The organism is Sporomusaceae bacterium ACPt, from assembly GCA_041428575.1.
Lineage (GTDB): Bacteria > Bacillota > Negativicutes > Sporomusales > Sporomusaceae > Sporomusa_D > Sporomusa_D carbonis.
In genome coordinates this window covers 4,119,559-4,144,804 of the sequence record CP155570.1, presented here as the reverse complement: position 1 = coordinate 4,144,804, position 25,246 = coordinate 4,119,559, and the positions used below count along the sequence as shown (strand labels likewise).

The window sequence follows — 25,246 nt, the reverse complement described above, 5'->3', positions numbered from 1 at the left end:
TTTAGCTGTTCAGTCCTTTCTAATTTTAGATGGTTTTCCACAAAGCGTAATAACGATTAACATAAGTTATCCACAAAAATATCAACAATTGTGAATAAGTTTTATTCAGATGGGGTTTAGGGCGAAAAAAAAATACAACGGCGGTACATAACAATCCCGCAAACGTGTATTGTCAAGTTATAAACCTCTGTGGATAAATCTGTGAATAATCACATTATTTTGTGGATAAATTATAAAATATGTATATAAGACCATATTATCTGTAAATAGGTGTTGATAACTTCGTATATTTTATATTAACAAATCATGTGCCAGTTATCAACAAGATATTTTCTTTTGCGACTGAAAGCAGCAGAATTTATCCACAGATATCATAAATTGTCGTTGTCAATATTCTTGACACGCTGCCTTGTGCTAGTCTATAATCTATACTAGTGAAATTTTGTAGATTTTAATGGGCTTTCTCCGGTTTATATAAGGAGGTGTTTAACAGTGAAACGTACTTACCAGCCTAATACATTGTGGAAAAAAAGAACTCATGGTTTCCGTGAGCGGATGTCAACAAAAGGCGGCCGACTTGTACTTAAGAGAAGGCGGGCCAGAGGTAGAAAAAAATTGTCAGCATAGTAGGCCGCTAAAGTGGCCTATTTTTTCCATTTCGTAGTAAAAATTTTTATGAACCGGATGATTACTATGGTCAAAAGGTTTAAATTGCCTAAATGTGGCAGACTTTGTCAAAATAAGAGCTTTCAGGCAGTATATCGTTCTGGCAGGTCATATGCCAACAAATATCTGGTCATTTATGTCCTGCCTAATCAGTCTGCCTGTCGTCGGGTTGGCTTCGCCGCCGGCAAACGATTAGGGACAGCTGTTGTGCGCAATCGCTTAAAACGGTTGATGCGGGAAACATACCGGCTGCACCAGGCGGAACTTATTAATGGTGTTGACTTGGTGCTTGTGGGACGTCAGCCGCTTATAAACGCAGGATTGGAACGAGTAAGGAAAGCTTTTTTGGAATTGGCTGCTAAAGCTAAAATTATGGCAGGACAATTATGAAAAAAATAGTTACTGTAATGATTATTGGCGCTATTAAGTTTTACCGGTTATTTATTTCACCGCTAAAACCGCCGAGTTGCCGGTTTATACCTACATGCTCTGAGTATGCGCTAATGGCTATCGAAAAATATGGGGTAGCCCACGGCGTGATCATGGCTGTGCGGCGTATTTTGCGCTGTCATCCTTTTCATCCTGGTGGGTATGATCCTGTTTAAATAAACATCCAATTATTTGCAGGAGGGAAAGTTTTTGGATTTTTTAAGCAATATTATGCAAAGCGCGTTGACATTCTTTTATAATTTGACAGCTGGTATGGGCTTTGCAAGTTATGGCTTAGCCATAATTCTTTTGACTATTGCCATTAAAGCTATTTTGTATCCGCTTACTGTCAAACAAGTAAAGTCAATGAAAGCTATGCAGGAAATTCAGCCCAAAATGAAAGAATTGCAGGAAAAATATAAAGGTAATCCGGAAAAACTTAATAAAGAGTTGGCTATCTTGTATAAAGAAGCCGGTGTTAATCCGCTGGCCGGATGTTTGCCGCTCCTTGTGCAAATGCCGTTTTTGATTTCCATTTTCTTTGCTATCCGCGACTACCATTATGTTCAGCAGCCGCCAAGTTTTTTGTGGATGACAGATTTGGCCCAGCCTGACCATACATATATTTTGCCGGTACTGTCAGCACTTACTACATATATTCAACAAAAGCAGACTACTTCGGAAATGAATCAGCAAGCCAAAATGATGATGGTATTCATGCCGCTGTTTATCGGCTATATTAGCTTGAATTTCCCGGGTGGCTTGGTTCTTTATTGGGTAGTCAGCAATCTTTTCCAGATTGGTCAGCAGTGGTTTATGTACAGGAATGATCCTGCGGTTGTTCGTAAGGAGGCACGCTAATTATGCTTGGTAAGCTTACTGTTACGGAAAAAACGGGAAAAACTATTGATGAAGCTATTAGTCTGGCATTGGCTGAACTGGAGGTAAGTCGTGACCGGGTTGATTACGAAGTATTGGAAGTACCTAGTAAGGGACTGTTCGGGTTTATCGGTTCCAAGCTTGCGAAAGTACGGGTTACTGTTCGTCCGATAGATCCGGTAGAGGAAGCGCGTCTGTTTCTGAATCAAGTTTTTAAAGCCATGAATATCGCTGTGCATATGGAAAAAATGACTCACAACGACCATGTCGTAATTAATTTGCGCGGTGATGATCTAGGGGTATTAATCGGCAAGCATGGTCAGACCCTTGATGCCTTACAGTATCTTACTAATCTTGCCGCTAACCGTGATGCTGATGAACGTTGCCGGATTATTCTTGATGTTGAAGATTACCGCAAGCGCCGGGCAGAAACGCTGTCCCGTCTGGCAATGCGTTTGGCAGATAAAGTTAAGCGCCGGGGTGAACGGGTAGTGCTTGAGCCCATGAGTCCGCAGGAACGGAAAATTATCCACATGGCGCTCCAGAATGATAATAGAATAGTAACTTACAGTGAAGGCGACGAGCCATACCGTAAAGTGGTTATTGCGCTGAAAAAATAGTTGAAAACTAAAAAGCCGGAGACAGCATCTCCGGCTTTTTTTATTGCCAACCGCCCGCGAAGTAAGACTGTTTCCAGGCGGCGACCCAGCTTTTCCCGGCGGGAACACGCTTTTAAGATAATACTGTAGTATTGGTGTTCACAATCCATGCAGGCACCTCTCTTTCGCCAATATTGTACACTGATGTTGCAACATTGACAATAATAAGAAAAGCGAAAAATACCTTGATTTATAATTATGGTAAGGTTTATGATAATAACGTTGCAATAATTATAATAGGAGATGTTGTTTTGGAAAGTATTAGTCCGGAAATTATCGTATTTTTGCTTGTGGCCGGTTTTATTGCGTCTTTTATTGACTCGGTAGTCGGTGGGGGCGGGTTGATTTCGCTGCCGGCGCTCATGTTTACCGGCTTGCCGCCCAGTGTAGTATTGGGTACAAATAAGATTGCCGGCACTATGTCATCAATGACGAGTACGATCTCTTTTTTACGCTCGGGAAAAGTTGATTGCCGCCTTGTCATATGGTTGTTTCCTTTATCATTTGGTGGCTCCGTTCTTGGCGCATATACTGTGAGGCATATTCCGCCTGAATTTTTAAAGCCGCTGGTTGTTATTTTGTTAGTCGCTGTTGCTGTTTACACAGTTTTAAAAAAAGACTGGGGTAATGAGTCAACGTACCGGGGACTAACTAAAAAAACTGCTTTTTTTGCGGCGGTAGCTGCCATTGGTCTGGGGTTCTATGACGGATTTTTCGGGCCGGGGGCTGGTTCGTTTTTAATTTTTGCGTTTTTGCTTTTGGGGTTTGATTTTGTTATTGCGGCCGGTAATGCCAAGGTAATGAACTTTGCCAGCAATATTGCCGCTGTGTTAACATTTATCTGGTTGGATTCTGTTAATTTTCGCTATGGCCTTATTATGGGCGGGGCGATGATTGTCGGGGCGATTGTTGGTTCGCGTCTGGCTATTAAAAGCGGCGCAACCTATGTAAGGCCGTTATTTATCGGTATGACAAGTTTGTTAATTGGCAAGCAGCTATGGGACTTGATGATGAAATAATGCAGCAGCAGTGTTTAAAAAACGACTACCCGTAAAACGGGTAATCGTTTTTTGCTTACAGGATAAGTTTATCTACAAGGTCAATGAGTTGGTCTATTTCTGGTTTTGATACCTGTCCGTTAGCGCCGATTGACTGCCCTTTTAGCCGCATTTCTTCATTGATGAGGGAGGAGAAAATAACTACCGGTAGATGCTTAAGCTTATCGTGGTCTTTGATGCGTTTGGTAAGGTGATGGCCGTCCATTTGTGGCATTTCAATGTCGGTTATGATCATTTGGATTTTGTTCTCAATGGGTTCATTACTTTTTACTAAATTTTCAATTTTTTGCCATGCTTCCTGACCGTTCTCAGCTAAAATGATGTTGGCGTAGCCGGCTGCGTGCAAGGTGCTTAACAGCAGGTCGCGTAGCAGTTTGGAATCTTCGGCTACTAAAATAGTTTTATTTTTGCGCATGTTTGTAATGGTGGAGACTGCCGGTACAACTTGGTTAAATTTTTCATTCATTTCCGGATTGATGTCAGCGACAATTTTTTCAAAGTCAAGAAGTACGACCATTTTGTCGGCCATTTTGATGATACCGACAACCATATCCGAGTTTGCGATATGAGGAGGTGGCTCCATTGCTGTCCAGGAGATGCGGTGAATCCGGGAAACTTCATCAACAAGGAAGGCAACATAATAATTATTGAGCTCGCTTACAATAACTTTGGGCGAGTCAGTGGACGATTGAGTGCCAAGGCAACGGGGCAGATTAACCAACGGCATTACCCTACCGCGTAATGTAAAGATGCCGTCAACCCATGGATGGACATTAGGCATTTTAGTAACAGGTACCGGGTTAATTACTTCCCGTACTTTTGCTACATTTATGCCATAGCTGACCGGACCTATGGAAAATTCAACTATTTCAAATTCGTTAGTGCCGGTTTCAAGCAAAATACCCTTTTTATCAGACATTGCCATCCCTTTCTTTCTCCGTAAGTACGACGATTTTGAATATGTAATTGTATATGAAATCCAATAAAGATTTTTTTCTAGGCGTGTTGTTAGTAACGCTCCACCGCTGGCGCTTGACTTACGCTTATACTAACAACACGCCTGTACATCTTTATTGGATACTATAGAGATAATTATTATTTCTATGTTATGGTTATTTTACCTGCTAGTAATTCCGGTTGTTATATGATTTTTTTGAGTATTTTTGCTTGATTTAGAGAATACTATATTAATTATTTATATTTGGCAGGACTATTGGTAATGGTAGGGAATTATAATAATTTCACAGTATTCATACTGCATGGATAAATATTGCTCAAGGAGTGGAAGTTATTTGAATACAGTGAGCAGTGATGATACTATTAGTGCCATAGCTACGGCAATAGGTGAAGGCGGCATAGGCATCGTCAGGTTAAGCGGCGGCAAAGCTCTGGCTATTGCCGATAAGTTGTTTATTGCTAAATCCGGTAAGCAGGCGAGTACTTTTCCGTCGCATCACGTTGTTTACGGCAAAATTGTTGATCCGGACAGCGGTGAGACGGTGGATGAAGTTATTTTAATTACTATGCGCGCTCCCCGTTCATATACCCGTGAAGATATTGTAGAAATTCATTGCCATGGCGGACCGGTACCATTAAAACGTATTTTGGATTTAACACTCACGCTTGGGGCTAGAATGGCTGAGCCTGGCGAGTTTACCAAGCGGGCTTTTTTGAATGGCAGGCTGGATTTGGCCCAAGCTGAAGCCGTAATTGATGTGATCCGTTCGAAAACTGATATGTCACTTAAAGTGGCTATGGGTAATCTGTCAGGACAGTTATCAGATAAAGTTAAAGCTTTGCGCCAGCAAATTTTAAGAATGATTGCCCAACTGGAGGCGGCTATCGATTTTCCTGAAGAAGATATTGAAGAGGCGGCAGCAGCAGATGTTGCTTTACTAATTGGACAAGTAAAATCGAGTATTGATAAGCTTTTGGCAACAGCTCAGACCGGCCGGATTTTACGTGAAGGTCTGGCGACTGTCATTATTGGTAAACCTAATGTCGGTAAATCCAGTTTGCTTAATGCCCTGCTCAGGGAGAAGCGGGCGATTGTTACTGATATTCCCGGCACTACCCGGGATATTATTGAGGAATATGTTAATATTCGCGGCGTACCGCTCAAGATTATTGATACTGCCGGTATTCGTGAGACAGCCGACGTTGTAGAAAAAATCGGGGTAGAACGGGCTAAAGAATTGGTAAACCAGGCTGATCTTATTTTAGTACTGTTAGACTCATCGTCGCCGCTTACCGCTGAAGACCGGGGCGTGCTGGAGCTTTTGCCCGGCCGGGAAGCTATTGTGCTGATTAATAAGAGTGACTTGCCTTCCCGTTTGGACTTGGAGGAAGTCAATCATTTTGCAAAGGGACGCAAGGTATTAAAAATTTCCGTAGTCCAGGGTGATGGCTTGGAAGAACTTGAACAAGTTATTGTTGATTTAGCTTATAGCGGCCGGATAAGTCAAGGTGAAGCAGCCTTTGTTAATAATGTTCGTCACGCTGATGCTCTGCGTCAGGCCAATTTCCGCCTTGATGAAGCCTTGGCTACTATTGGTGCCCGTATGCCGCCTGATTGTGTTGTGGTTGATTTGCGGGCGGCTTGGGAAAAGCTGGGTGAGATTACCGGCGATACTGTGGGCGAAGATATTATCGACCAGATATTTACTCAATTTTGTATCGGTAAGTAACATAATAAAACTTATAGTTATGTGGAATATGAGAAGAAGGTGAATTTTCTTTGTTTCAAGCAGGCAGTTATGATGTGGTGGTAATCGGCGCCGGGCACGCCGGCTGCGAAGCGGCGCTGGCTGCGGCGCGCCTGGGATGCCGGACGCTTGTTACTACGCTTAATATGGATAATATTGCCATGATGCCGTGTAATCCGGCAGTCGGCGGCCCGGCAAAGGGGCATTTGGTGCGGGAGATCGATGCTTTGGGTGGAGAAATGGGGATTAATACTGATAAGACGTGTATTCAGATGCGGATGCTTAATACCGGCAAAGGGCCTGCTGTCCATGCCCTTCGCGCCCAGGCCGATAAGAAGTTGTATCAGTCAAGTATGAAACATACGCTTGAAAATCAGGCCAATCTTGATGTTAAGCAAGCACTTATTGATAATATTTTAGTGGAAAATGGACAAGTGACCGGGGTGGTAACAGAACTTGGTGAATTATATAGCGCCAAATGTGTAGTTGTGGCTACAGGCACCTATCTCAGAGGCAAAATTATTATCGGTGATATTAATTATTCCGGAGGTCCGGCCGGCCAGCGGGCTGCCAATAAGCTGTCAGAGGCACTTCGTTGTCTGGGAATTTCCTTAATGCGGTTTAAAACAGGCACACCGGCACGGGTCGACGCCAGAACGGTTGATATTAGCAAAATGACCATCCAGCCTGGGGACGGGGTTACCCATAACTTTTCGTTTATGAGTGATATCAAAACCCGTGAACAGACTTCGTGTTGGCTTACTTATACCAATGAGCAGACTCATGCTATTATCAGGGCTAATCTGCACCGGTCGCCCTTGTATATGGGGGTTATTGAAGGAACAGGGCCGCGTTATTGTCCGTCAATTGAAGATAAAGTTGTCCGGTTTGCCGATAAGCCGGCTCACCAGGTGTTTGTTGAGCCGGAAGGAAATAACACAAATGAAATGTATATTCAGGGGATGTCGACAAGTTTGCCTGCCGATGTTCAGCTTGCTTTTTTGCGGACAATTCCGGGTTTGGAGCAGGTTGAAATCATGCGGCCCGGGTATGCCATTGAATATGATTGCGTCGATCCGACTGAGCTTAAACCGACACTGGAAACTAAAAAAATTCGCGGCCTGTTTTCGGCCGGGCAGTCTAATGGTACGTCCGGATATGAAGAAGCAGCCGCCCAAGGGCTTATGGCCGGGATTAATGCCGCACTCTTGGTAACTGGGCGGCCGCCGTTTATTTTGTCGCGTTCAGAAGCTTATATAGGTGTACTTATTGACGACTTGGTGACCAAAGGCACCAGTGAGCCCTATCGGATTATGACTTCGCGGGCTGAGTACCGGTTGATTTTGCGTCAGGATAATGCCGATCTCAGGCTGACTGAAAAAGGGCGGAAAATTGGTCTGGTTAGTGATGAACGGTATGCACGGTTTATTGCTAAGCGGGAGGCAATTGAAACTACGCTTGGTCTGTTAAAAAATATTCAGGTAACGCCTGTACCCGAAATTCAGATCAAGTTGCAAGCGTTGGGTACTGCCGAACTGCGCACAGGTGTTACTTTATATGATTTGCTTAAGCGTACAGAAGTTACCTATGAGGGCTTGCGTTCGCAATTTGATTTGCCGGAAATAGCGCCATTGGTCCGCGAACAGGTTGAGATTGCCGTTAAGTATGAAGGATATATTCAAAAACAAATTGAACAGGTTGAGCGCTCGGCAAAACTTGAGGCCAAACGGTTACCTGAAGATATTGACTACAGTCAAATTAGCGGGCTGGCACTTGAAGCCCGCCAAAAGCTTGCAAAAATCCGGCCGCTGTCTGTTGGCCAGGCAGCCCGCATATCAGGAGTTTCGCCTGCTGATATTTCGATACTTATGGTTTATTTGGAGCAGCGGCGGGGCAGACAGGCGTAAGGGGGATTTTAAAATGGACAATTTTAGCCACCAGCTGACTAAAGCCGCTAATGACTATGGACTGGAGCTGTCTGACGCCCAAATAACCGCTATGGACATATACTACCGCTTGTTAATTGAATGGAATGAGAAAATAAATCTTACGGCGATTACTCAGCCTGATGAAGTTGCGATTAAGCATATGATTGACTCGCTGTCTTGTTACCGGGATGATGTCTTCATCCCTGGCGCCAGTGTGGTCGATGTCGGAACAGGCGCCGGTTTTCCCGGTATCCCGCTTAAAGTTTACCGGCCTGATTTAAAGCTGACGCTCATAGACTCGCTGAATAAACGTCTGGTATTTTTGCGGGAGGTCACTGATAAACTTGGGCTTACGGGGGTGGAAATTGTTCATGCCCGGGCTGAGGAAGCCGGTAAGAATAAGCAGTACCGCGAACAATACCATGTGGCTGTGTCGCGGGCAGTAGCCAGGCTCAATATTCTGTGTGAGCTATGTCTGCCTTTCGTAAAAACCGGCGGTTGGTTCGTCGCCTTAAAAGGGGCCCAATATGAAGAAGAAGTGGCCGAAGCCGCTCGGGCTATAACTATTTTAGGCGGGAAAGTTGCGCACATCATTCCTGTGAATTTGCCAGGACTGGTTGATAAACGGGCGGTAATTTATATTAAAAAAATTGCGTCAACACCACCAAACTATCCAAGACGTCCGGGAACCCCGGAAAAAAAGCCGTTATGATTTAGAGGAAAATTCCATTGTCTGCAGAATATACATGTAAGGCACGTCCAATGTTGTTTTGTAGGTGGTGGAAACATGAGAAACTTGGCCAAGCTGTTTGGTATTGGAGACGCCTCGCCGACCGTTCCCGAAGTTGTTTCTGAAGTTGTTCCTGCGATTAATGCTGAACAAATTGATGCAGCTAATACTACTGCTCCCGATAATAACGATGCCGGTAACACTGTAGAAGCGCAACCGGTGCAAAAAATTGCTACGGGAAGGATTGTTCCTAACCCATTTCAGCCTCGTAAAACTTTCAATGATGATTCACTTAATGAGTTGGCGTCGTCTATCCGCGAATTCGGTGTGATTCAACCACTATTAGTACGTCGCCAGGGTGATGCCTATGAACTTATTGCCGGTGAACGGCGGCTTAGAGCTTCTAAACTGGCCGGTCTTACCGAAGTTCCCGTTATTGTGAGGGAACTTGATGATAAGGAAATGGCCGAACTAGCCATGATTGAAAATTTGCAGCGGGAAGACTTGCATTTTTTAGAAGAAGCTGAAGGCTACCAGCAGCTTATTGCCAGTTTTAATTTTACCCAGGAAGAGTTGGCCCGCCGGGTAGGGAAAAATCAGTCAACGATCGCCAATAAACTTCGCTTGTTGAAACTTGCGCCGGAAGTACGCCAGGCAGTGGTGGGACAGAGTTTGACTGAACGCCATGCCCGTGCTCTTTTGAAACTGGATGATACCAGTTTGCAAATGGAGGTGCTTAGCGGTATAAAAGAACGGGGTTTAAATGTTCGTGAAACGGAAGATTTGATTGAAACTTATACCAGAAATATTTCCCGGGAAAAAGACAAGCAAGCCACTCCCAAACAGACAGTGGTCAAAATTATTAAAGATGTTCGCATATTTATCAACACGATTAATAGTGTAGTAAGTCAGATGAAGAAAAGCGGCATGGATATAAAAGTTAAGCAGGATATTGAAGGTGAATATGTTAATATCAATATTCAGGTAAAAAATAACCGTAAGTAGCGTCAAATCGGCATAATTTTTTATAGATTATTTATAGGTTGTTTATTGCATCTTCATAAGATATTCACAATGTCGTGGTATGATTATAAACGAAGGGACACAATCCCGAGAATAATCAGGAGGCGATAATTAATTGCCCATAAAATATTTACCCCCCGTTAACGGGGGGTTTTTGCTTCATTATTACAAACTATATGAAATCCAATAAAGATTTTTTTCTAGGCGTCTTGTTAGTAACGCTCCACCGCTGGCGCTTGACTTACGCTTATACTAACAACACGCCTGTACATCTTTATTGGATACTATATATATTGACTCAATTAAGGTAAAAATTTATAAATTGGTTACTTGTATTTGCTTTGCCAGGCTGAGTAGTTTATCAGCCAGCTCTTCAATATAGTCCCGCCGGTAAACAATCGCTAGCCAGTCTTCCGGTATGCCGCTTGCTCCATAGTAAGCTCCGGCTAATTGTCCGTATACGGCACCTGTGGTATCGGCGTCGTCACCCAGATTTACTGCCAGGAGCGCGCCTTCGGCAAAACTGGCGCTGTTATGGAACGCCCACAGCGCCGCCTCAAGCGAATCAGCTACATAACCTGTACCGCGAATGGCAGGCGGGTTTTTATGTTTGAATGACCCGGCAGCAATCTCATCAATTTTGGGACATAATGGCCGGGCCCAACTGTCAGGTTTTGGTGAATAACGGCTAGACAGCAGTATTGTTTTGTCAATGCCGTGCAGTGCACCGATAATGAGGGCGGCCAGGTAACGGCAACTATCAACAGCCTCTGCCGCCGCATGGGTAGTCCGGGAACTGTCGGCGGCCATGGTAATGGCTAATGGGACATTGGCGGCATAAACGAGCGGGATGGGTACCAGCCGCATAATTGAACCATTGCCGGCAGTACAGGGATGTTCTGAACCGGCATACGGCTGCCTTGTTTTGATGTAAGTATCCAAGGCTGCCCGAACGGTGTTGCCTATATCAAAACATACCCCCGTGCTGCTTAAATAGCCGTCTTTGTACCAGCGTACATACCGGTCCATTTGGTCGGCGGCATTGAAACCATGACAAATAATAAGGCTTTCTGCCAGGCATAGCGCCATTGAAGTATCGTCTGTCCATTGTCCGGCTTTAAGATGAAAGCGGCCACCCCCGATGAGGCCGGTTACCGGGGTAAAACTTCCCGGAGCTTTGAATTCCAGCGGCATTCCCAAAGCATCGCCAACGGCCAGACCCAATAGCGCGCCCCGGTAACGGTCGTGATTCATTACTCTTCTCCTAGCATTCAATAAGTTGTTTGGCAATATTGACGGCATCAACGCCATTGGCGGCATAGGCGTCAGCTCCGGCTTGGCGGGCATAGTTTTCAGTAAGTACAGCGCCGCCCACAATAGTTTTGCCGGTAAACCCGGCGGCTTTGAGTGCAGCAATGGTGATATCAATTTGCGGCAGCGTAGTAGTCATTAGCGCGCACAGGCCGACAATGTGCGGCTTATGTTCCCGGGTGGCGGCTACAATGGTTTCGGGACTAACGTCTTTGCCTAAGTCAATGACAGTAAAGCCGTTGTTTTCAAGCAAAGCAGCAACAATGTTTTTTCCTAGATCGTGAATATCACCTTTAACTGTGGCCAAAATTACACTTCCTAAGCTTTGCGCGGTATGCGCGGGCAATACTTCTTTAATTGTATCAAACGCAGTGCGCATGGTTTCCGCGGCCAGTAACACCTGGGGCAGGAAACAACGTCCCTGGCCAAAGGCTTTTCCTACCTCGTTCATTGCCGCAGTCAATGCCTGCTCGGTAATTGTTAACGGCGTAAAGTTTTCGGCAAGGGCCTGGCGAATGAGCGGGGCTACGCCGGTTGTTTCGCCATTAATTACTGTTTGGCGTATTTGCGCCAGTATGTCGTCCGGAATGGTATTGCTGACTTCTTGAGCGGGCAGGGCAACATGTTTCTTGCTGTAGGCTACAGCTTGACTGTCATGGCCGCCTAGGGCTGCTGCTGCTGACCAAATATCCTGCATCAGCGGGTCAAAGGGGTTAAGTATGGGAGCGTCAAGGCCGGCGGCAAGTGCCATGGCGCAAAACGTGGCATTCATTAAATCGCGACGGGGTAAGCCAAATGATACATTGCTTAGCCCCATAACGGCCGGGCAGCCGAGTTGTTCCCGGTATAATTTTAAGGTTAGCAGTGTTTCGGCTGCTGCTTTTGCATCTGTAGCCACAGTCATAACTAATGCGTCAAGTAATAAATCATGCCGGTTCAGGCCATGTTCTGTTGCAATATTAATTATTTGCTTGGCAATTTTGATTCGTTCTACGGCAGTTGTTGGAACACCGCTGTCTGATAATGGTAGACATAATACGGCAGCGCCGTATTTTTTGGCAAGCGGTAGAAAAGATTCCAGCCTTTCGGACTCTGCTGTCACTGAATTAATAAGCGCACGGCCGGGATAGGCTTTTAAGCCGGCTTCTAGTGCTGCCGGATCGGTGGTATCGATAGCCAGCGGCACATCGACCAGGGTGGCTAATTCATCAATGGCTTGTTTCATAGTGGTAGCCTGGTCAATACCTGGCACGCCCATATTAACGTCAAGTACGCCGGCTCCGGCTTTTATTTGAGCTAACGCCTCTTTTTTGACAGTTACAAAATTACCTGCTTTGATGTCGGCAGCCAAAGCTTTGCGGCCGGTCGGATTAATCCGTTCACCAATAATTACCGGGGCAAATTGGGGACCAAGGTACACGGTACGGGTGCGGCTGGTTAAAGCGGTTACCGCATGGCTCTGGTATTCCGGTTGAAATTTAAGTTTATCTGCTTCTTGCCGGATTGCTTTAATGTGGAGGGGGGTGGTGCCGCAGCAGCCGCCGATGTAGGTTGCCCCTGCTGCGGCCAGTTTGGGGACCCAGGATGCCATTTCGTCGGCCGCCATGGGGAAAACTGTTTGACCGTTTATCAGTTCCGGCATGCCGGCATTAGGTTGTACACTGATCGGCAGGGAGCAAGACCGGGCAAGTATTTCGATTACCGGTAACAACTGGGCTGGACCGAGTGAACAGTTGGCACCGATGACACTGGCGCCCATGGCCGACAAGGTGGTTGCGGCTGTGCGCGGATCGGTGCCTGTTACCGTTCGGCCATCAGCGCCAAAGGATAGCTGGCAGATGATGGGTTGGCGTGTTGCTGCCTTGGCAGCTAAAAGGGCTGCCCGCATTTCTTGAATATCAATAATTGTTTCAATAATTATGTAGTCAACACCGGCTTTATCAAGCGCGGAAATTTGCTCGTAAAATACTTCGTAGGCGGTGTCGAAGTTTAAATCGCCGAGCGGCGCGATAAATTTTCCTGTTGGCCCGACCGAGCCGGCCACTTTGCCATACCCTTTGGCGGCTTGACGGGCTACGGCTACTCCGGCAGCATTTATTGCCGCTACTTTGGTTTCCAGGCCATAATGTTTCAATTTGATGCGGTTGGCGCCAAATGTATTAGTTTCGATAATATTGGCGCCTGCTTCAATATATTGACGGTGAATAGCTGTTACCTTTTCGGGTTGTTCAATATTCCATATTTCAGGGCATTGGCCTGGTTTTAGACCGGCCTGGTGCAGCATAGTTCCCATAGCGCCGTCAAAAATGTTAATCATTGTTATTCGACTCCTTTCGTGCGTGACAACCGGAATGTCCGCATTTATCACAGGATAGTTCCTGGTGTTCGGGAATGTTGAGCATTTGCTGGTAGGGGTAGAGACCAACTATGGCAGTTACTGATTTGCGTGGTACCAGCATTTTGCTGGCAGTTACACTCAGGCCAATAGCACCGCCGGATGCTAAATCTAAAATATCGGGCTGAATATCTATTGACCAGCCTCCGTAGCCGGGACTGAATCTGCGGCCGGCAGTAAGGCCCGAACGGGCGGCGTGCTGGTCTATTACGTTACAGATGACATCGCATGCTGCCTCAACTGCTGTCGTGCCGGCGGCATCTAAGAGCATACCCAGGGTATATTGGTTTTGTAAAAATAAATTTGATACTTCCTGTTCCAACGTAAGACCGATAGTAACCGCCATTACTGCTACTTCCACTGAGCCGTGCAGGTGTCTGATAACGTTATTTGCCGATAATACAAGCGGGTTTGGCGCCATGATCGTATGCGTATCCTGATCATATGCGTAAATGTTCCATATTCCTTTAGGTGTAACCAATAATTGCGCCCGGGTGCATGCTTCTGCAAGTAGATTTTCCGAGAAGTCGGTTTTGTTGCTTAATCCGGCGTAACGCTTGGTTTCTTTGAGGTCAATTGTTGTCAGGCGCGGGTGATAAATCGGCATGATAGTAAAAGACCTCCTTAGTACAGGTTGGTATCATTTGCATTATATTATATTTTGCTGATTTGATAAAGCAGTGATATTTACAATATAACACTATTATAAATAAAAAAAGTATGAGGTTATTTTAACGAATTTTTGTGAATCGATTCACTTTAGTTACTTGACATTGCATGATAAATTCAGTGTAGTGTTTTTATGTAAACATTATTTATATTTTCACAACAATTTTTGGCAGGAAAACAGCGGTTAGTGTGGAATGAAATGATGGAACTAATCTATTTTGAGGTGAACTAGTTTGGTTAAAGTCATTGCTATCGCCAATCAAAAAGGCGGAGTCGGCAAGACAACGTCTGCGGTCAACTTATCAGCCTGTTTGGCTGAGTTGGGTAAAAAAGTGCTGCTCGTTGATATTGACCCTCAAGGGAATTCTACGAGTGGATTGGGATTTAATAAAGGAACAATTAAACGATGTGTATATGATGCTTTGGTTAATGATGTCCCTGTTGAATCTATTGTTGTCCAAACCCAAATACCCAATCTTAAATTGTTGCCTGCTACCATCCAGTTGGCGGGAGCCGAAATTGAGCTGGTATCGATGATGTCCCGCGAAGGGAGGCTTAAGCGGGCGCTGGATAAAGCAAAATTTAGTTATGACTATGTATTGATCGACTGTCCGCCATCGTTGGGCTTGTTGACTATTAACTCACTTACTGCTGCCAATTCGGTACTTGTGCCGATTCAGTGTGAGTTTTACGCCCTGGAAGGGTTAACCCAACTGATGAATACAATTAGTCTGGTGCAAAAAAACCTTAACCCTGTGCTTACTTTGGAAGGGGTAGTGCTTACTATGTTTGACGCCCGTACTAATCTGTCTATTCAGGTTGTGGACGAGGTCAAAAATCATTTCCGGCATAAAGTGTATCAAACGATTATTCCCCGGAATGTCCGCTTAAGTGAAGCCCCCAGTCACGGCCAGCCGGTGATTAAGTATGACCCCAAATCCAAGGGAACTGAAGTATATTTTGATTTAGCGCGTGAGGTGATTGGCGATGAGTAAACGCGGATTAGGGCGTGGTTTGGATGCATTGTTTGGTGCTCCTGGCACCGCGCAAAATGCCGAGCAAAGTGAAGTTGCTAACGAAATTGATATTAAAGATATAATTCCTAATCAGCATCAGCCCCGGCGTGATTTTGATGAAGAGTCGCTGGCGGAATTAGCCCAGTCGATTAAGCAACATGGTGTTATTCAACCGGTTGTAGTGCGAAAAATACTGACTGGTTATGAGTTAGTGGCTGGTGAACGGCGTTGGCGGGCCTCGCAAATGGCTGGATTAAAAAGTCTGCCGGCTATTGTGCGGGAATATACTGACGCTGAAATGATGGAGATTGCACTCATTGAAAATTTGCAGCGGCAAGACCTTAATCCCATTGAGGAAGCCATGGCTTTTCGCCGGCTTATGGACGAATTTGGTCTCACGCAGGAAGAAGTGTCGCAAAAGATTGGCCGTAGTCGTTCCATGATTGCTAATATTGTCCGGTTGCTTAATCTTCAGCCTGAAGTGCAAGAATTTGTTTCACGTGGAACATTAACTATGGGCCAAGCTCGTCCGCTATTGGCGCTGCAAACTCCAGAACTTCAGCTTGATGCTGCTAAACAGATCATAGAGGAAGATTTGTCTGCCAGGGATGCTGAAGAATTAGTCCGCCGTCTGGCGGCGCACCGTCCGGATAAAAAAGTTGAACCTAAACCGGAACAAGTAGATGAAGTCAATCAGTTATTTATGAGTGAATTTGAAGACCGGCTTAAGGTAATGTTAGGTACTAAGGTAAAAATCAAGCCGGGTAAACTAAAAAGCAAAATTGAAATCGAATACTACTCCCAGGAGGATTTGGAGCGGATTGTTGAAATGTTGTCCATCCGCGAAGAAGTGCCGGCGGCAAAGTTTCGTGGACAGCTAGTAGTATAAAAATTGTTTCACGTGAAACAATTTTTAGTTGGAATCTTTTGCTGCTAATGGAATGGAGGTAAGCGATGGAGATGCGGATAGAGAAGGATTTATTGGGCGAGCGGGAGGTTCCTGCCGAGGTATACTACGGTATTCATACTTTGCGGGCACAAGAAAATTTTCCGTTGTCAGGGTATAGAGTGCCGCACGTCCTTATCCAAGCCATAGCGTTAATTAAGAAAGCGGCTGCTGAAGTAAATGCGGAACTGGGTTATTTATCCCCGGAAGTAGCCCGGGCAATAGCGGTAGCGGCTGATGAAGTGGTGAGCGGGAAATGGCGTGACCAGTTTATCATTGACGCTTTACAAGGTGGGGCAGGTACTTCCACCAATATGAATGTTAATGAAGTGCTGGCAAATAGAGCTATTGAATTGTTACATGGCAAGCGTGGCGACTATACGCTGGTGCACCCGCTCAATCATGTGAATATGCACCAATCTACCAATGATGTATATCCTACGGCGCTCCGGATAGCAGCCATCTGGCTACTGAAGCCGCTTAGCGAAGGTTGTGCCGCGTTACAGGAAGCGCTCCAAGACAAAGAAGCCGAATTTGCCGGAGTGATCAAGGTTGGTCGTACCGAGATGCAGGATGCTGTACCCATAATGCTTGGTCAGGAATTTAGCGCCTATGCCGGAGCCATTGCCCGTGACCGCTGGCGACTTTATAAAGTCGAGGAGCGGCTGCGCCAAGCGGCATTGGGCGGGACAGCCATTGGCACCGGCCTTAATGCTGATAAAAAATACATATTTATGGTTAATGACCGTGTGCGTCAGTACGCGGGTATTGGTTTGGCCAGAGCCGAAAATATGATTGATGTTATTCAGAATGCTGATGTCTTTGTTGAAGTATCCGGCTTGCTTAAAGCCTTAGCTGTTAATTTAGGTAAAATTGCCCATGATTTTCGTCTGTTGTCCTCCGGTCCACGGGCAGGATTAGGGGAGATAAAACTGCCGGAGCGTCAAGCCGGCTCATCGATTATGCCAGGTAAGGTTAACCCTATTATTCCTGAAGCTGTTAATCAAGTTGCTTTTCATGTAATGGCTTCAGATATGGCTATTGCCATGGCGGCTCAATCAGGGCAATTGGAATTAAATCCGTTTATGCCGCTTATTGCCCATCATTTGTTAGAAAGTCTGACGGTGTTGACAAATGCTGTGAAAATACTGACTGAATTTTGTGTTCGCGGGATAACAGCCCAGCCAGAGCGATGCCGTGAACTATTAGATACCAGTCAAGTAAGTGTTACGGCGCTCGCTCCGCATATTGGCTATGACTTGGCAATGAAAGTTGCCCGTACGGCCATGGAGACAGGCCGCACCGTGCGGGAAGCAGCTTTGCAACTGGGTGTGTTACCTGAAGAAAGACTTGATGCCATTTTGGACCCACGGGCGATGACTCGACCGGGAATTGCCGGGGCGCAAAAGTAGGGGAGGGAAAATCAACATGCAAGAAACGCCGAAAGGTTCACGTTTGCATATCGCTATCTTTGGTCGGAGAAATGCCGGTAAGTCCAGTTTGATTAACGCCCTGACCAGTCAGGATATTGCGCTGGTTTCAGATGTGCCAGGCACAACGACCGATCCGGTCTACAAAGCGATGGAGATATTACCTATTGGCCCGGTCATGATTATTGACACAGCCGGGATCGACGATGTCGGCGATTTAGGGACTCTGCGCGTAGAAAGAACCATGCAGGTACTTAATAAAGCTGATCTGGCCATAGTTGTGATTGAACCTGAACAAGGGGTAACCGGTTTTGAAGAGACACTGGTTAGGGAAATCAGAAAACGTAGTATGCCGATTGCCGGTGTAGTAAATAAAAATGATCTCATAGCGGTAACAGCGGATAAGCTTGCAGATTGGAGTGCTATGCTTGATTTGCCGCTTACTGCCATTAGTGCCAAAACCGGTCAGGGTATAGAAGAATTAAAACGGTTGATGATCAAATTGGCACCTGATAATTGGGAAGGTCCTCCCATTATTGGTGATCTGGTATCACCGGGAGATACTGTAGTATTGGTTGTGCCCATTGACTTGGCGGCGCCCAAAGGCCGCTTAATATTGCCCCAGGTTCAGACCATCCGTGATCTTTTGGATAATGACGCCTGCGCCGTTGTCGTTAAAGAACGTGAACTTAAAGAAGCGCTGGAAGGACTTAAAAATCCGCCGCGGCTGGTGGTTACCGATTCGCAGGAGTTTATGAAAGTCGGCGCCGATACTCCGCCAGGTGTTATGCTTACTTCATTTTCAATTTTGATGGCTCGTCATAAAGGGGACCTCGAAACACTGGTGGCCGGTGCCAAAGCCGTCGAAACGCTGCAGCCGGGCGACAAAGTGTTAATATCTGAAGGGTGTACCCACCACCGTCAAGCTGATGATATCGGCAGGGTAAAAATACCGCGCTGGCTAAGGCAGGCGGTAGGGGGTGAACTTGATTTTACATGGGTATCGGGTGGTACGTTTCCACCTGATTTAACACAGTACAAACTTATAGTGCACTGTGGGGCATGTATGCTCAATCGCCGGGAAATGCTATACCGGTTGGCTATGGCCAGAGAAGCGGGGGTACCTATTGTTAACTATGGATTACTGATTGCCAAAGTCCATGGTATTTTGCACCGGGCGCTGGAACCATTCCCACTGGCGCGGATGATTCTTGAAGATTAGGGGCTGAGCAAGCTGTGATATATCTTGATAATGCCGCTACAACCTGGCCTAAACCAGAATGTGTATATCAGGCGGTAGATCATTGTTTAAGGACGATGGGCGCTAACCCGGGACGCGGCGGCCACAGCATGGCGCGGGCAGCCAGTATGTTGCTCTATGAAGCAAGAGAAGCCTTGGCTGAACTATTTGCCATAGAGGACGCTAATCAGATTGTATTCACACATAACGCTACCGACGCGATAAATATGGCTGTTTTCGGCATTTTAAACCCTGGCGATACTGTTGTAACAACAGGGGTGGAACATAATGCCGTTGCCCGGGCAATCAGACTTGCCGAAGCAAAGGGTGTAATAGCCAATATCATTCCTTGTACAAGTAACGGGGAATTGGATATGGCTGCCATGACGGCTGCTATCAGACAAAGGCCCAAAGCTGTGATCATGTGTCATGCGTCTAATGTCACTGGAGCCATTATGCCGGTGCCTGAAGTGGGCAAGCTGACAAGCCAGCATGGTGTGGTGCTGATTGTTGATGCTGCCCAGACAGCGGGGGTAGAGGCCATCGACGTTTGTAGTATGGGCATTGATGTGTTAGCCTTTAGCGGCCATAAAGGTTTGTTTGGTCCGCAGGGTACAGGTGGAATTTATGTGCGTGAAGGCCTTGATGTAACACCGCTGCGGGTTGGCGGCACAGGCAGCTTATCTGAATCGGACACGCAGCCGGATTTTATGCCTGATCGTCTCGAAAGCGGCACACCGAATACACCCGGTATCGCCGGGCTGAAAGCCGGGGTGCAGTTTATTTTGGAAACAGGCCGGCCTAAAATTCAGATGAGAGAACTGGAATTAACAAAATTACTGTTGAATGGATTAAAAGACATTCCAGGAGTAATTGTTCACGGACCAGTTGATATTAGCGGCCGCACTGCCGTTGTCTCTTTTACACTGAATGGCAGGGATAGTGGTCAGGTTGCTCATGCGCTTGACCGGGATTACGGCATAGCCTGCCGGGCTGGATTACATTGCGCTCCCTGGGCTCACCGGTCTATGGGCACGATGAAAACAGGGACAGTTCGGTTCAGTCCGGGATTTTTTAATACTGACGAAGAAATAGGGCAGGCACTCCAAGCTGTTAGAGAACTTGCCGCTCAAGGGGGTTAGACAGTGAAAGGTACTATTGTTAACGCTGCTGCCGTTATAATTGGTTCAGGGTTGGGCTTAGCGTTAAAACGCGGTATACCGGAAAAATATCAAAACACCATCATGCACGGTATGGCGCTGGCTGTTGGTGTAATAGGACTACAAATGGCGTTTAAGACACAGAATATGCTTGTTGTCATTTTAGGCCTGGCAGCTGGGGCAATTATTGGAGAAGCGTTAAATATCGACGGGTTTCTTAACAAAATTGGTGCTTGGTTATCAACCAGGCTGAGCAGCCAGGACCAAGCCGGGCCCAGCAATATTGGGCATGGTTTTGTTACAGCCAGCCTGGTATATTGCATTGGGGCCATGGCTGTTGTTGGCTCTATCCAGGATGGCCTGACAGGTGATACGAGTACTTTATATGCCAAATCGTTGCTGGACGGTATCACATCGGTAGTATTTACCTCAAGCATGGGGATTGGCGTAGCGTTTTCCAGCGTCTCCATACTGGTGTACCAGGGACTTATTACTTTACTTGCAGGCTTTTTCAGTACAGTATTATCTGATAGTGTAATCAAAGAATTAACTGCAACCGGCGGGATTCTTATTGTTGGGGTGAGCATACTAATGCTGGAAGTGAAAAAAATAAGACTGGCAAACTTGCTGCCAGCCATACCGGCGGCAGCCATTATCGCATACTTCTGGCCAATGTAGGTATTATCGCCAGGTTGCATTCGATTTGTTTCAGGCTTATGGTACATAAAAAGAAAGGTGATACAATGACTACCATTGACTTGTCACAGTATACATTTTTTGTTACGAATAATTTACCGTATATATTACTTGGGCTTACGGTGCTCATTTTTCTTGCCCTAATCGTTTTTATAAACATCAATATAAAAATGACCAAGCTCAACAAACGCTACCGAAAAATGATGGAGGGGATGGAGGGCGCTAATGTTGAACGCTTACTCCTGGGCCATATTGAAGAGGTCCGTCAAGTTGTGGACAAAGTTGACAAACTATCGGCCGAATACCGGCGTATCCAAACTGTCGCCATGTCTTCAATTCAATATGTAAGTGTAGTACGGTTTAATGCCTTTGAAGACACAGGCAGCGACCTTAGTTTTGCCGTTGCCCTGTTGGACGGAAACAAGAACGGACTGGTACTGTCGAGTATCTATGGGCGTAATGAATCGCGAGTGTATGCCAAACCAGTGACTGGTGGTCAGTCTACCTATTATCTTACTGATGAAGAAAAACAGGCTTTGCATAATGCGTTGGTAAAAATTTCATAAACTGGCAGGAGTTTTGCGATTTTTGGCGAATATCATCGAAGTTAGGCATATGTAAGGTAACTAAAAGAAGGTGATGTTGTTGAATTCAAAACTCCCAAAGCCTGACCGACGCGAGTATACTTTGATGATTGTGCCTCATCACGGCAAAGCTGTATTTAGTGTCCGTATACCGATTAAAACAGTCAAATACGCAGCGGCTACGCTTGGTATTTGCCTTGCAATACTTTCCGGCACAATGCTGAATTATCGCCATCAGGCCAATGTAGCTACTCAGGAAAAGCTTGAACTGACTCAATTGAGAGAAGAGAATAGTAAACAGCATGTGCAGCTTGAAGAGTTGGCGAAAATGACGGCTAAACTACAGGCGGATATGAATCGTCTTAACCAGTTGGATGCCGAGCTTCGCCACCTGGTGAATAGTGAGGACTCCACTAATGTATCCAGGTCAGCCCCGGTGCGGGTGGCAAATCATAATGGGCAGGGCGGCCCTGAAGTTAAGCCCGGTATTAATGAATTAACCAATCTTGTTAAAGAGCTGGAAGCTTCGGTTAAAACAAGAGAACAGAGCTTGGTCAATTTAAAAAATACACTGACTGAAAGAAATGAGCGTTTGGCGGCCACTCCTTCCATTTGGCCGACTAGCGGCGATGTAACCTCGCGCTTTGGCTGGCGCAGTTCACCGTTGGGCTGGGGCAGCGATTGGCATCCGGGCATTGATATTGCCAATGATGCGGGGACACCTGTTGTTGCCACTGCTGATGGTACAGTTGTCAATAGCGGCTGGTATGGTGGTTATGGAAAAATGATAGAGATTGATCACGGCAACGGTATCGTGACTATTTACGGTCATAATTCGGAGATTCTTGTCACGACAGGTCAAAAGGTTAAAAAAGGCGAAACGATCGCCTATATGGGAAGTACAGGTTTAAGCACAGGATCCCACTTGCACTATGAAGTCCGCGTCAATGGCACGGCTGTAAATCCGTCAACTTTTTTGTAATGCTTTAGGAGGTAAAAGTTAATATGTTTGGCAGTAAGAAACAAGCTATCAGCTTCGGTGATCAAGTTGGCACTGTCATTGGAAATGATACCTGTTTTAAAGGCAGCATCACTTCGCAAGGCACCATCCGTATTGACGGTCAACATGAAGGAGATATTACTACGGCTGGCGACCTTGTAGTCGGTGAAACCGGACATCTTCAGGCCAAGGTAAAAGCCCGCAGCGCTGTTGTGGCCGGAACTATAACCGGTAATGTGGATGTCTCCGATAAACTGGAGCTTTTAGCTACGGCCAAAGTATTTGGCGATATAAAAGTTGGCACATTGACCATTAATGAAGGCGCTGTGTTCCGTGGTGCATGTCAGATGCTTCAGGAAGCGGTCGGTGGAGATGATAAATAACAGTATAAAAATAAGCAAGTCCGTACCACTTTTATGTGATACGGACTACTTTTTTGGGGATTAGAAAGCACCGTCAACCTTAATTTTGGGCTTTTGGGACAAGCCCCTTTTATCATTGTGGTGATTAGTACGTACGGCCTAGACCGAAGGATAGGCCGTGTGCGATGGTATCAGCCATTTTCATAACCAAATTCAGGCGGGTACTTTGCAAAACCAAATGCTCCATAAAGCCGCCGACGTTAACAATACCGGTGATATAAGCATTGCCAACAGCCGGCAAATCCTTGTTAACGGCAGCACCGGGCTTAACCGAACCCCGGCCTACTGTTACACAGCCTACATTTTCAAGCTTACCCAGGCAAGCGTCTACTGCAATAACAAACGGCTGCGTAAAAGTGGCATTAATGAATTTGAGCATCGTGTCCAGATTAGTGGCATGTACCGGGTCATCCAGAGTGCCATAAATATGGGGAAACAAATTAATGGTTTTCAACTTTGACCCGGTGAGCGGGCCGAGAGAGTCACCGGTTGAACGGTCAGTGCCAATGCACAACACGATAATTTCACGACCATCGGCTTTGGCGTTTTGAACCAGGTCCCGCACTGCCATTGCCAAGTCATAAATGGCATTCGGCTGGTTAATGTTAAATTTGAGCTCGCGCGGCGGTTCAGGGGCAGGTGGCGGCTTAACAGGGGACAGCTTGCTAATTCCCGGGAAGCTTAAAATGTTATCTAACATGCCTAAAGCTCCTGTTACGTTTTTATCTTTGTTAACAGCCTGTAAGCTCCCGTCTGCAAGGGGCGGGAAACCTAAGACTCACTTTATTACCAGTATGTGTAATTTAAAGGCAATCTATACACAAGGGCAGGAAAATTTAACAATAAACGGGAATACTAGAGGAAATGTTTAACATTGTTGAGGGGGCTGCTAACTATATGGATGCCGATAACACTAAGCTTAGAGCTATTCCGGCAATAGACCGTCTCTTGGCCGTTGCCGAAAGCTGTGATGACTTAAAGCATTATCCCCGTGAACTGATCGCTGGTTTTTTACGTAAGGCGGCAGCCGACGCCAGGGAGCAGGTGCGGCAGGGCCTTGACCCGGATACGAGTCCTGAAGCGCTTGTAACCTATGCCAAAGATCTTCTGGCCCAAGCATCTCAGCCCAGTTTACGGCGTCTTATAAATGCCACCGGGGTAGTGTTGCACACCAATCTGGGACGGGCGCCGCTAAGCAAGCGGGCAAGAGTCTGCGTGGCTGGAATCATGGAAGGTTATAGCACACTGGAATATAATGTTACCAACGGTCAGCGCGGTAGCCGGTATGCCCATGTGTCTGAGCAATTACGCAAGCTGACCGGAGCCGAAGATACACTGGTGGTTAATAATAATGCGGCAGCTGTTATGCTGGTGTTGTCGGCATTGGCCAAAGGCCGGGAAGTAATTGTCAGTCGTGGTGAACTTGTAGAAATTGGCGGTTCGTTCCGGGTTCCTGATGTGCTTAAACAAAGCGGTGCTACGCTCGTAGAGGTTGGGACAACGAATAAGACCCACCTTTATGATTATGAGCAAGCCATAGGGCCCAATACAGCCGCAATTTTAAAAGTGCATACCAGCAATTATTGCATTGTCGGATTTACCTCTAAGCCCGCTGAAAGTGAGTTGGCGGCTTTAGCCCATAAATATAATTTGCCGGTTATTGAGGATTTAGGGAGTGGCACGCTAATGCCGCTGGCACTGGGAGGACAGACAGAACCTGCTGTGACCGGACGCTTCGCTGCGGGGTTTGACATTGTTACTTTTAGCGGTGATAAACTTTTAGGCGCAAGCCAAGCAGGTATCATTGCCGGTAAAGCCCACTATATTTCTATGATGAAAAAGCACCCGCTGCTCAGAGCCATTCGTATTGATAAGCTGTCGCTGGCGGCGTTGGAGGGCACATTAATGGATTATTTATTAGGCAATCCTGTTTATGATGTGCCGGTACTGGCTATGTTAAGCGCAAGTGACAGCCAGCTCAAGGAACGGGCCCTTAAGCTTAAAGAGCTGATAGCACAGCATACGCGCCCGGGAATTACTATTGAGGTAGTACGGGTAGAATCGCCGGCAGGAGGGGGGGCGTTACCGGCAGCAGTCTTGACAGGTTATGGTGTAGTTGTAGCCGTGCCGAATCTTAGTGCAAATCAGTTGGAAAGCCGTCTCCGGCAGCGGAATGTGCCAATAATTGTCCGCGTACAGGACGATAACGTACTTTTTGATGTCCGGTGCTTATCTGAGGCAGATCTAGAGGAAATTGCTCAAGTTCTTCATAATATTATGTAAACAAAATACAACAAGAA

General features: G+C 46.1%; 25 protein-coding genes. 20 read left to right on the top strand and 5 right to left on the bottom strand.

Features of this window, described 5'->3' with window-relative positions; genetic code table 11:
* The first annotated feature begins 492 nt into the window (after positions 1-492).
* The 6 genes from rpmH (at position 493) to SCACP_RS21190 (ending at position 3,652) form a co-directional block, all read left to right on the top strand.
* Positions 493-627: a 50S ribosomal protein L34 gene (rpmH, locus tag SCACP_RS21215; protein WP_425059451.1), complete on the top strand. Its 135-nt coding sequence runs from the start codon at positions 493-495 to the stop codon at positions 625-627.
* 48 nt (positions 628-675) lie between these two features.
* The gene (gene rnpA / locus SCACP_RS21210; protein ID WP_425059450.1) at positions 676-1,056 is read left to right on the top strand and encodes a ribonuclease P protein component; all 381 of its coding nucleotides are present in this window, start codon (positions 676-678) and stop codon (positions 1,054-1,056) included.
* On the top strand, positions 1,053-1,271 hold the full coding sequence (yidD, locus tag SCACP_RS21205) for a membrane protein insertion efficiency factor YidD (protein ID WP_425059449.1): 219 nt from the start codon (positions 1,053-1,055) through the stop codon (positions 1,269-1,271). The genes rnpA and yidD overlap by 4 nt, the downstream gene beginning before the upstream one ends.
* Before the next feature lie 55 nt (positions 1,272-1,326).
* Positions 1,327-1,956: a YidC/Oxa1 family membrane protein insertase gene (locus tag SCACP_RS21200; RefSeq protein WP_425061469.1), complete on the top strand. Its 630-nt coding sequence runs from the start codon at positions 1,327-1,329 to the stop codon at positions 1,954-1,956.
* Positions 1,957-1,958: 2 nt separating this feature from the next.
* Positions 1,959-2,594 (top strand): RNA-binding cell elongation regulator Jag/EloR, encoded by a 636-nt coding sequence (jag, locus tag SCACP_RS21195; protein WP_425059448.1) that lies wholly within the window; start codon positions 1,959-1,961, stop codon positions 2,592-2,594.
* 290 nt (positions 2,595-2,884) lie between these two features.
* Positions 2,885-3,652 carry a TSUP family transporter gene (locus tag SCACP_RS21190; protein WP_425059447.1) on the top strand — a complete coding sequence of 256 codons (768 nt, stop codon included), beginning with the start codon at positions 2,885-2,887 and terminating at the stop codon, positions 3,650-3,652.
* 55 nt (positions 3,653-3,707) lie between these two features.
* Here SCACP_RS21190 and SCACP_RS21185 read toward each other — a convergent pair whose 3' ends face one another.
* A complete protein-coding gene (locus SCACP_RS21185) occupies positions 3,708-4,616 on the bottom strand; it encodes a chemotaxis protein (protein WP_425059446.1) in 909 nt (302 codons plus the stop codon).
* A gap of 376 nt (positions 4,617-4,992) precedes the next feature.
* On the opposite strand from SCACP_RS21185, the gene mnmE reads away from it, so the two are divergent.
* The 4 genes from mnmE to noc all read left to right on the top strand — a co-directional run bounded on the left by mnmE (position 4,993) and on the right by noc (position 10,059).
* Complete coding sequence (mnmE, locus tag SCACP_RS21180; protein ID WP_425061468.1) at positions 4,993-6,378, top strand: tRNA uridine-5-carboxymethylaminomethyl(34) synthesis GTPase MnmE; 1,386 nt, start codon at positions 4,993-4,995, stop codon at positions 6,376-6,378.
* A gap of 50 nt (positions 6,379-6,428) precedes the next feature.
* Entirely contained in the window at positions 6,429-8,303 is a 1,875-nt protein-coding gene (mnmG, locus tag SCACP_RS21175; RefSeq protein WP_425059445.1) for a tRNA uridine-5-carboxymethylaminomethyl(34) synthesis enzyme MnmG, read from the top strand.
* A gap of 13 nt (positions 8,304-8,316) precedes the next feature.
* The gene (rsmG, locus tag SCACP_RS21170) at positions 8,317-9,036 is read left to right on the top strand and encodes a 16S rRNA (guanine(527)-N(7))-methyltransferase RsmG (protein WP_425059444.1); all 720 of its coding nucleotides are present in this window, start codon (positions 8,317-8,319) and stop codon (positions 9,034-9,036) included.
* Positions 9,037-9,111: 75 nt separating this feature from the next.
* A complete protein-coding gene (gene noc / locus SCACP_RS21165; RefSeq protein WP_425059443.1) occupies positions 9,112-10,059 on the top strand; it encodes a nucleoid occlusion protein in 948 nt (315 codons plus the stop codon).
* Positions 10,060-10,392: 333 nt separating this feature from the next.
* Here the strand turns inward: noc and SCACP_RS21160 are convergent, their stop codons facing one another.
* From SCACP_RS21160 to SCACP_RS21150, 3 genes are read right to left on the bottom strand one after another with little or no spacing between them, the layout of a single operon-like run.
* Positions 10,393-11,331, bottom strand: a complete 939-nt coding sequence (locus SCACP_RS21160) for an ADP-ribosylglycohydrolase family protein (RefSeq protein WP_425059442.1) — start codon at positions 11,329-11,331, stop codon at positions 10,393-10,395.
* A gap of 10 nt (positions 11,332-11,341) precedes the next feature.
* Positions 11,342-13,705, bottom strand: coding sequence for a homocysteine S-methyltransferase family protein (locus tag SCACP_RS21155; protein WP_425059441.1), 2,364 nt, complete (start codon positions 13,703-13,705; stop codon positions 11,342-11,344).
* Positions 13,698-14,390, bottom strand: a complete 693-nt coding sequence (locus tag SCACP_RS21150) for a methionine synthase (RefSeq protein WP_425059440.1) — start codon at positions 14,388-14,390, stop codon at positions 13,698-13,700. Before SCACP_RS21150 ends, SCACP_RS21155 begins: the two co-directional genes overlap by 8 nt.
* A gap of 295 nt (positions 14,391-14,685) precedes the next feature.
* Here SCACP_RS21150 and SCACP_RS21145 point away from each other — a divergent pair, with 295 nt between their 5' ends.
* The 9 genes from SCACP_RS21145 (at position 14,686) to SCACP_RS21105 (ending at position 22,907) form a co-directional block, all read left to right on the top strand.
* On the top strand, positions 14,686-15,447 hold the full coding sequence (locus tag SCACP_RS21145; RefSeq protein WP_425059439.1) for a ParA family protein: 762 nt from the start codon (positions 14,686-14,688) through the stop codon (positions 15,445-15,447).
* A complete protein-coding gene (locus tag SCACP_RS21140; protein WP_425059438.1) occupies positions 15,440-16,357 on the top strand; it encodes a ParB/RepB/Spo0J family partition protein in 918 nt (305 codons plus the stop codon). The genes SCACP_RS21145 and SCACP_RS21140 overlap by 8 nt, the downstream gene beginning before the upstream one ends.
* Positions 16,358-16,422: 65 nt before the next feature.
* Positions 16,423-17,826 (top strand): aspartate ammonia-lyase, encoded by a 1,404-nt coding sequence (locus SCACP_RS21135; RefSeq protein ID WP_425059437.1) that lies wholly within the window; start codon positions 16,423-16,425, stop codon positions 17,824-17,826.
* Between the two features lie 16 nt (positions 17,827-17,842).
* Positions 17,843-19,066, top strand: a complete 1,224-nt coding sequence (hydF, locus tag SCACP_RS21130; protein ID WP_425059436.1) for a [FeFe] hydrogenase H-cluster maturation GTPase HydF — start codon at positions 17,843-17,845, stop codon at positions 19,064-19,066.
* A 14-nt stretch (positions 19,067-19,080) separates the two neighbouring features.
* On the top strand, positions 19,081-20,226 hold the full coding sequence (locus tag SCACP_RS21125; protein WP_425059435.1) for an aminotransferase class V-fold PLP-dependent enzyme: 1,146 nt from the start codon (positions 19,081-19,083) through the stop codon (positions 20,224-20,226).
* A gap of 3 nt (positions 20,227-20,229) precedes the next feature.
* A complete protein-coding gene (locus SCACP_RS21120; RefSeq protein WP_425059434.1) occupies positions 20,230-20,922 on the top strand; it encodes a DUF554 domain-containing protein in 693 nt (230 codons plus the stop codon).
* A 38-nt stretch (positions 20,923-20,960) separates the two neighbouring features.
* Positions 20,961-21,506 (top strand): DUF4446 family protein, encoded by a 546-nt coding sequence (locus tag SCACP_RS21115; RefSeq protein ID WP_425059433.1) that lies wholly within the window; start codon positions 20,961-20,963, stop codon positions 21,504-21,506.
* A 73-nt stretch (positions 21,507-21,579) separates the two neighbouring features.
* A complete protein-coding gene (locus SCACP_RS21110; RefSeq protein WP_425059432.1) occupies positions 21,580-22,506 on the top strand; it encodes a M23 family metallopeptidase in 927 nt (308 codons plus the stop codon).
* Positions 22,507-22,529: 23 nt separating this feature from the next.
* A complete protein-coding gene (locus SCACP_RS21105) occupies positions 22,530-22,907 on the top strand; it encodes a bactofilin family protein (RefSeq protein WP_425059431.1) in 378 nt (125 codons plus the stop codon).
* Positions 22,908-23,031: 124 nt separating this feature from the next.
* On the opposite strand, the gene yyaC is transcribed toward SCACP_RS21105, so the two are convergent.
* A complete protein-coding gene (gene yyaC, locus SCACP_RS21100) occupies positions 23,032-23,646 on the bottom strand; it encodes a spore protease YyaC (protein WP_425059430.1) in 615 nt (204 codons plus the stop codon).
* Between the two features lie 164 nt (positions 23,647-23,810).
* Between yyaC and selA the strand changes: the two genes are divergently transcribed.
* Positions 23,811-25,229 (top strand): L-seryl-tRNA(Sec) selenium transferase, encoded by a 1,419-nt coding sequence (selA, locus tag SCACP_RS21095; protein ID WP_425059429.1) that lies wholly within the window; start codon positions 23,811-23,813, stop codon positions 25,227-25,229.
* The last annotated feature ends 17 nt before the right edge of the window (positions 25,230-25,246 follow it).